Here is a 4,903-nt window from a genome sequence, read left to right as displayed (position 1 = left end):
CGCGGCCGATCCGACGCCTTGCCACAACACGCCACCGTCTCTGGCGGTCGGCCCCACCCGCTACTCGAAGAACTTCTTCACCTGCACCGCGAACCCCGGGAGCACGTCGGGGAGGGTGAGCGTGTCGTCGCGGTTGAAGACCTGTTGCGGCGTTCCCGTGCGGTCGCGGTAGACCGAGGCGGTGAGGGTGTCGGGGTCGAGCACGAGCACGGCCGGCACGCCGATGCCCAGGTACTCGCCCACCTTCGTGAACACCTCGGTCCAGGTGTTCGTCGGCGACACGACCTCGACGCACAGGTCCGGCGCGGCGGTGATCATCCCCGCCGCCGGGACGCCGTCCGGGGCGTTCGCCTTGCTCCAGTACACCACGTCCGCCCCGCGGACCCGGAGCGGGTCGCGGCGGATCACCACGAACGTGTCGTTCGAGCAGACCACGCCCAGCCCATTCTGCTTGATGAAGCCCCCGACGTAGATGGCGGTGTTGAGGCAGATCGCGCCGTGGCGGGGCTGGGGCATCGGGATCTCCTGGACCACGCCGTCGATGACCTCGACGTACGCCCCCGCGTACCGGTCGAGGAACCCGTCGAGGGTGAGCGCCGCGGGGCCGCCGGGCGGGGCCGGGGCCGGTGCGGGCGTCGCGGGCGTCGTCGCGGGAGTCATCGCGTCCCCTTATCAGCCGAAGAAGTCCTTCACCTGCACCGCGAACCCCGGGAGCACGTCGGGGAGCGTGAGTTCGTCGCCGTTGTGCATTCTGACCGGAAACTCGTCGGCCCGGAAGACGGCCAGGGACTCGGTGTCCGGGTCGAGCACGATCGCGACCGTCACCCCGGCCTTGACGTACTCGATCGCCTTGTCGGTCATGTCCCCGATGCGGTCCGAGGGCGAGCGCACCTCGATCACCAGGTCCGGTGCGACGGGGAGCGGCCCCTTCGGGGCGCCGCGCTCCTTCGGCAGCTTCGCGTAGCTCACGAAGCACACGTCGGCCCCGCGGTACCGGTCGGGCGACGACCGGGTGCGGATGAAGCTATCGTTCCCCACCACCCAGCCGAGGCGGTGCGCCCGCACGAACGCCGAGACGAGGAAGTTCGCCGTGCTGCACACGACGCCGTGCTCCATTCCCGGCATGGGGTGCCTCACGAGTTGCCCGTCGACGAGTTCCACCCGCTTGTCGTCGCCGTGGAGCCGGAGGAACTCGTCCCCGGTCAACAGGGGGGCCGTCGCGGTCGGGTTCATGGGTCGCCTCCCGTCGGTCGCCGCGTCCCGGCGTCCCGGTGCGGAGTGTACCGCGCCGCCGGCCCCGCCACCACCGCGGGTCGCACCGGCCGCGGGGGTGTCCCGGTTGATCCTGGTCGTCTTGGCGGGCGGGGTACGTGAGTCCCCCGGGAGGTGAGAATCGCGGTTCTACCGGGGGACTTACGTACCCCGCCCGCCCGAATCCACGGGGTCGCACCGGCCGCGGAACTCGGGTAGAATGCGACGAGGCTGCGAGTTATGCTTGCGTGCCTTTTGGAGCCGCGCATGACGCCCCTTTACCCGCTGCGATTCGAGCCGATCCTCAAGCACAACCTGTGGGGCGGGCAGCGCCTGCCCGGGTTCCTGCGGGTCGCGCCGCCGAACGACGACGCCATCGGCGAGGCGTGGGTCGTCAGCGACGTCGAGGGGAGCGTGAGCCGCGTCGCCGACGGGCCGCTCGCCGGGGCCACGCTCCGCGACGTGCTGAGGCCCGACCCGGCCCGCGTCCTCGGCCGCGCCCCGGCCCCGCAGGGGAAGTTCCCGCTGCTCCTGAAGTTCATCGACGCCCGCCAGGAGCTCTCGGTCCAGGTCCACCCCAACGACGAGCAGGCGGAGAAGCTCGGCCCGGGGATGTTCGGCAAGACCGAGGCGTGGGTCGTCCTCGACGCGTGCGCCCGCACGAGCAAGCTCTACGCCGGGTTCTCGCACGGCACCTCGGCCGACTGCTTCCGCAAGGCGCTGCGCGACCGGACCACCCCGAACACGCTCCACAGCTTCGCCCCGCGGCCCGGCGACTGTTTGTTCCTCGAAGCGGGGACCGTCCACGCCATCGGCGCGAACCTGCTCATCTTCGAGGTGCAGCAGACGTCCGACATCACCTACCGGCTGTACGACTGGGACCGGGTCGACGCGCACACCGGCAAGCCGCGGCAGTTGCACGTCGAGGAGGCACTGGCCGTGTCGGACTTCGGCCGCGGGCCGTGCCACCCGGTCCGCCCGCAGGTGACCGAGGCCGACGGCGTCCGCCGCGAGGACCTCGTGGCGTGCCGGTACTTCACGCTGTCGCGGCTCACGGCCCGGATGCCGTTCCGCGTCGGGGCGCGGGGCGAGTGCCGGGCGGTCGTGTGCGTGGGCGGCTCGGGCGCAATCGAGTGGCGCGGCCGCCGCACCCCGCTCCGCACCGGCGACACGGTGCTGCTGCCCGCCGAGGTGGGGGTCGCCGTGTGCCGGCCCGAGGGGGACCTCACCGTCATGGAGTGCGGCATCCCGCACGCCCCCGCCGCCAGCGAGCGGGCCGCCTGAAGGGACGGAACGGCGACGGCGCACGGGTAACTCAGAGAAGCGAGCCGCGATTGATTCAGGCGAACCCTGAGCGCCAGCGAGGGGGTAAGCGCACCCCCTCGCTGGCGCTCAGGGTTCGCCCGGCAGACTTCCGCCGTGATGCGGCCCCGATCCCGCGGCCCGGCTTCTGCTCCTCAATCCCCGATCTGCCATTCATCCCGCACCCTCCGTCCCTTATTCTTCTGGGTAGGAGGTTCCCGCATGAGCACCGCCGCGCCGTCGCTGCCGCCCGCCGAAGGGGTCGCGCACCCGGTCCGCAAGATCGAGAACGTGCCCGGCCGGCTCGGCCCGTGGGCGCGGAACGCCGTCCGCGCCCGGGTCGGGGTGCCGTGGCGGCGGCGGCTGTCGCGGGCCGCGCTGCACATCCCCCGGACCCGGCACTGGGAGGACCAGTTCCTCAACATCACCGACGACGAGATGCTCGCCAAGAGCATGGAACTGCGGGGCCGGGCCCGGGGCAAGGCGGACCTCGACGCGCTGCTCCCCGAGGCGTTCGGGCTCGTCAGCGTCGCCATCCAGCGGGTGCTCGGCATCCGCCCGTTCGACGTGCAACTGGCCGGCGGCGCGGTGATCCACTTCGGCGGCCTGTGCGAACTGGCGACCGGCGAGGGCAAGACGGTCACCGCGTCGCTCCCGACGTACCTGAACGCGCTCGTCGGCAAGGGGGTCCACGTCACCACGGTGAACGACTACCTGGCCCAGCGCGACGCCGAGTGGATCGGGCCGGTGTACACCAAGCTCGGCATGAGCGTCGGGTGCCTGTTCCAGAAGATGGAGGACGCGGCCCGCATCGAGGCGTACCGCAAGGACGTGACCTACGGCACCGCGGCCGAGTTCGGGTTCGACTTCCTCCGGGACCGGTTGAAGGTCCGCGGCGGCCAGTCGCTGGCCACCCCGTTCTGGACCCCGTGGCTCCCCGGCGCGGGGGCCGCCAAGCTCGACCCGCGGGTCCAGCGGCCGCTGCACTACGCGATCGTGGACGAGGCCGACAGCATCTTCATCGACGAGGCCAAGACCCCGCTCATCATCGCCAACCCGACCCGGCTCGCCGAGCCCGACGAGCGGCTCATCTACGACTGGGCCGACCGGGTCGCCCGCACCATGGTCCGCGGCGAGCACTTCACGTTCGACGCCAAGAAGGAGAAGCTCGAGCTGACCGATGCGGGCCGCAAGGAGGTCCGGTACTCGGACCCGCCGACCGGCAAGCACGCCAAGGCGATGGACAAGATCCTCGAGTCGGTCGAGCGGGCGCTCCAGGCCCACTACCGGTTCATCCGGGACCAGCAGTACATCATCAGCGGCGAGAAGAAGATCGTCATCATCGAGGAGGGCACTGGCCGCCCGATGCCCGACCGGCACTGGCGGGACGGGCTGCACCAGGCCGTCGAGGCCAAGGAGGGCGTGCCGATCAACATGCCCAGCGAGCACGCGGCCCAGATCACGTTCCAGAACTTCTACCGGCTGTACGCCAAGCTCGGGGGGATGAGCGGCACCCTGATGCCGAACTTCTGGGAGCTCCGGAAGGTGTACCGGCTGTGGACCACGCACGTGCCCACGAACCGGCCCCCGAAGCGGGTCGTGCTGCCCGACCAGGTGCTCCCGACCGAGGACGCGAAGTTCGACGCGGTGGTCGCCCGGACCCGCGAGATGCTCGTGTCCGGCCGCCCGGTGCTGATCGGCACCCGGACCGTCGACGCGAGCAAGAAGCTGTCGGCGAAGCTCACCGCCGGCGGGGTCACGCACCAGGTGCTCAACGCCGAGCAGACCGAGCGCGAGGCCGACGTCGTGTCGCAGGCCGGGCAGCCCGGCGCGGTGACCGTGGCGACGAACATGGCCGGCCGCGGGACCGACATCAAGCTCGGGCCGGGGGTCGCCGAGGCCGGCGGGCTCCACGTCATCGGCACCGAGCGGCACGAGGCCGAGCGCGTGGACCGCCAGCTCATCGGCCGGGCCGGCCGCCAGGGCGACCCGGGCAGTGCGCAGTTCTTCCTCTCGCTGGAGGACCAGCTCCTCGAAGGGCTCGGCACCGCCCGGTACGCCGAGCTGCGCGAGTTCGGCCGCCGCGGCGGGGACCGGAACTGGAACGCCTACGCCCCGCTGTTCCGCATCGCCCAGACGAAGATCGAGCGGCGGCACTACCGCCAGCGGCTCGACCTCAAGAACCACGACAAGCACCGCCAGGAGATGCTCAAGGACATCGGGGCCGACCCGTACGTCGATTGAGCCGGGACGGGGGCGCGGGCCGAGGGGAGTAAATCTCGGGCGACCCCTGAGGGCCAGCGAGGGGGTGGTGGGCCCCCCCCCGGGGGCCCACCGGGGTCCGCATGGC

The 4,903-nt window shown here is 71.7% G+C and carries 4 protein-coding genes; 2 read left to right on the top strand and 2 right to left on the bottom strand.

Annotated elements, in window-relative coordinates:
• Positions 1–60 precede the first annotated feature (60 nt).
• On the bottom strand, positions 61–660 hold the full coding sequence (locus ACTIGN_RS11335) for a Uma2 family endonuclease (protein WP_439623844.1): 600 nt from the start codon (positions 658–660) through the stop codon (positions 61–63).
• A 12-nt stretch (positions 661–672) separates the two neighbouring features.
• Positions 673–1,233, bottom strand: a complete 561-nt coding sequence (locus ACTIGN_RS11330) for a Uma2 family endonuclease (protein ID WP_439623842.1) — start codon at positions 1,231–1,233, stop codon at positions 673–675.
• 285 nt (positions 1,234–1,518) lie between these two features.
• Here ACTIGN_RS11330 and ACTIGN_RS11325 point away from each other — a divergent pair, with 285 nt between their 5' ends.
• Positions 1,519–2,535, top strand: a complete 1,017-nt coding sequence (locus ACTIGN_RS11325) for a type I phosphomannose isomerase catalytic subunit (RefSeq protein WP_439623841.1) — start codon at positions 1,519–1,521, stop codon at positions 2,533–2,535.
• Positions 2,536–2,775: 240 nt separating this feature from the next.
• A complete protein-coding gene (locus ACTIGN_RS11320) occupies positions 2,776–4,797 on the top strand; it encodes a preprotein translocase subunit SecA (protein WP_439623839.1) in 2,022 nt (673 codons plus the stop codon).
• Positions 4,798–4,903: the final 106 nt, after the last annotated feature.

The organism is Gemmata sp. (genome assembly GCF_051859125.1).
GTDB lineage: Bacteria > Planctomycetota > Planctomycetia > Gemmatales > Gemmataceae > Gemmata.
This window is presented reverse-complemented; position numbering and strand designations above follow the sequence as displayed.